General features: G+C 33.1%; 3 protein-coding genes. 2 read left to right on the top strand and 1 reads right to left on the bottom strand.

What is annotated here, in order from left to right; translation table 11 throughout:
* Together VFS71_RS04350 and VFS71_RS04345 are read left to right on the top strand one after the other, a co-directional pair.
* On the top strand, nucleotides 1-1024 hold a 1024-nt coding region (locus VFS71_RS04350; RefSeq protein WP_326399599.1), incomplete at its 5' end, for a sensor histidine kinase.
* On the top strand, nucleotides 1024-1722 hold the full coding sequence (locus VFS71_RS04345; RefSeq protein ID WP_326399597.1) for a response regulator transcription factor: 699 nt from the start codon (nucleotides 1024-1026) through the stop codon (nucleotides 1720-1722). The genes VFS71_RS04350 and VFS71_RS04345, both read left to right, overlap by 1 nt.
* Before the next feature lie 71 nt (nucleotides 1723-1793).
* Here VFS71_RS04345 and VFS71_RS04340 read toward each other — a convergent pair.
* Nucleotides 1794-2068 (bottom strand): DUF4386 domain-containing protein (locus VFS71_RS04340; protein ID WP_326399595.1); only part of this gene is annotated, 275 nt, incomplete at its 5' end.

The following is a 2068-nucleotide window of genomic DNA, read 5'->3' as shown; positions in this document are numbered from 1 at the left end:
ATTTGACAATATGATGGATAACAAATGGTGGCAAGAAATTGCCGTTGTTGGTTTTTCATTTACAATTTACACATTAAAAAATGATTGGATGCTATTTAGTTCTTTGGCTTCCATTTTAATGGGTGTTTTTTTCTATTGTATTTTATATATGCATGCCCAGTTCAACCGTTTTTTACTGTTACCCATACTATTTAAAGCTCAAAGACCGTTAACTTATTTAGTTTCAACTCTGCTGGGAGTAATAGTGTTTTCGGTGGCATTATTTGAAATATCGACTTTGGATATTTTTAGTAAAGGCCATTTGTACCAAAACTCACATCAAAGAAGTTATGTATACCAATTAGCAAGCGTTTTGGGGACATTGGTTTGTATTTTGAGCCCGATAATTGTTTTTAAATTTTATAGAATTCATAAAAAACAAACGGATGAAACCTTGTTGTTTAACCAAATGCAATTGAATGCACTTAAAGGACAGCTGAATCCACATTTTTTATTCAATACGTTCAATACGCTTTACGGAATCAGTTTAGAGTTCCCCGAAAGAACCTCCGATTTGATTATGAAAGTATCGCAATTAATGCGCTATCAACTCGAAAGCAATAGTAAACAATGTGTGTCTCTTGAAGACGAACTTGATTTTATAAACAGTTATGTTCAACTTGAAAAAGAACGTGTAGGTTACCGTTGCGATATTACCTATGATTGTAAAATAGACAATGAAAATGCCTATAAAGTGTCACCGATGTTACTGATTGCTTTTATCGAAAATGCATTCAAACACGGAACCTGCGCCATAGAAAAATGTTTTGTCCGAATCATAATTACCGTTGAAAATGGTTTGTTGCATTTGCATGTCGTAAATTCTATTCCGAAGAAAACAGATGTAGTTTCGACCAAAATTGGTTTAAAAAACACAATCGAACGTTTGAATCTAATTTACGGAAAAGATTATAAACTAGATATTCAGGATGACAAAAATACGTATATTGTAGATTTGAAATTGCAACTCAAAAAGACGCTATAATGAAAGAACTCAAAAAGTGTATTATTGTTGATGATGAGCCGGCAGCACATTATGTTTTGGCGAACTATATCAGACAGAATCCACAATTAGAGTTAGTTTTTCAAGGTTATAATGGCATTGAAGCCATGGATTATCTTCGTGAAAACAAAGTCGATTTGATGTTCTTGGATATCAATATGCCCGAAATTTCTGGAATGGAACTGCTGAAAATCATTCCAACACATCCCAAAACCATTTTAACGACTGCCTATTCTGAATTTGCTCTCGAAAGCTATGATTATGGTGTTATTGATTATTTGCTAAAACCCATTTATTTTCCCCGTTTTTTAAAAGCAATTGATCGTTTTTTTTCAACTGAAAACGCAATGAAAGCAGAAGAAGTTGCAATCAATTCAGTTAGTGTAAAAGTCGATGGTTATTTTATTGACATCGAATTGGACCAGCTTTTGTTTGCACAGAGTTTTGGCAATTACGTGAAATTGTACACCCTAAAAAAGACCTATCTCGCATCAATAACCACGAGTGAATTTGAGAAGTGTCTTCCTGAAAAAAGCTTTATGCGCATCCATAAATCCTATATTGTTGCGCTCGACAAAATTGACACCACCGAAAAAGATTTTGTCATTATTAAAAATGAAAGATTACCTGTTGGGATTACTTATCGCAGAGAATTGATAGATAGATTGAAGAAAAATTAGAAATAAAGTGCTTACTAACTCAATTATTTCGAAAATGAAGCCTGCTAAGATTAATTTCCTGCAGGCTTTTTTTATAAGTTTTTACTAACTTTATTTTTCCAGATTGGCAGATTTACCCCTTTAAAAATTAACCATAAACTGAGTGACAATTCTGCAATAAAACATGGCATTAACAATGTGATACTTGAAAATTGTGGAGCAAGAAGCAGTGCAAAACTATTTGTCAGATAGCCTAAACCCGCAATTGACATTAGAACTCCAATTGCCTTTGGGAAATAACCAGATATAAAAAACAAATACCCTTCGATAAGACACACAAACCCAAAAAAGATTAAACCGATTCCAA

The sequence above is a fragment of the Flavobacterium sp. genome (assembly GCF_035760125.1).
Lineage (GTDB): Bacteria > Bacteroidota > Bacteroidia > Flavobacteriales > Flavobacteriaceae > Flavobacterium.
Note: the sequence above shows the minus strand (reverse complement) of the source record. Positions and strands in the feature narration are given on the sequence as shown.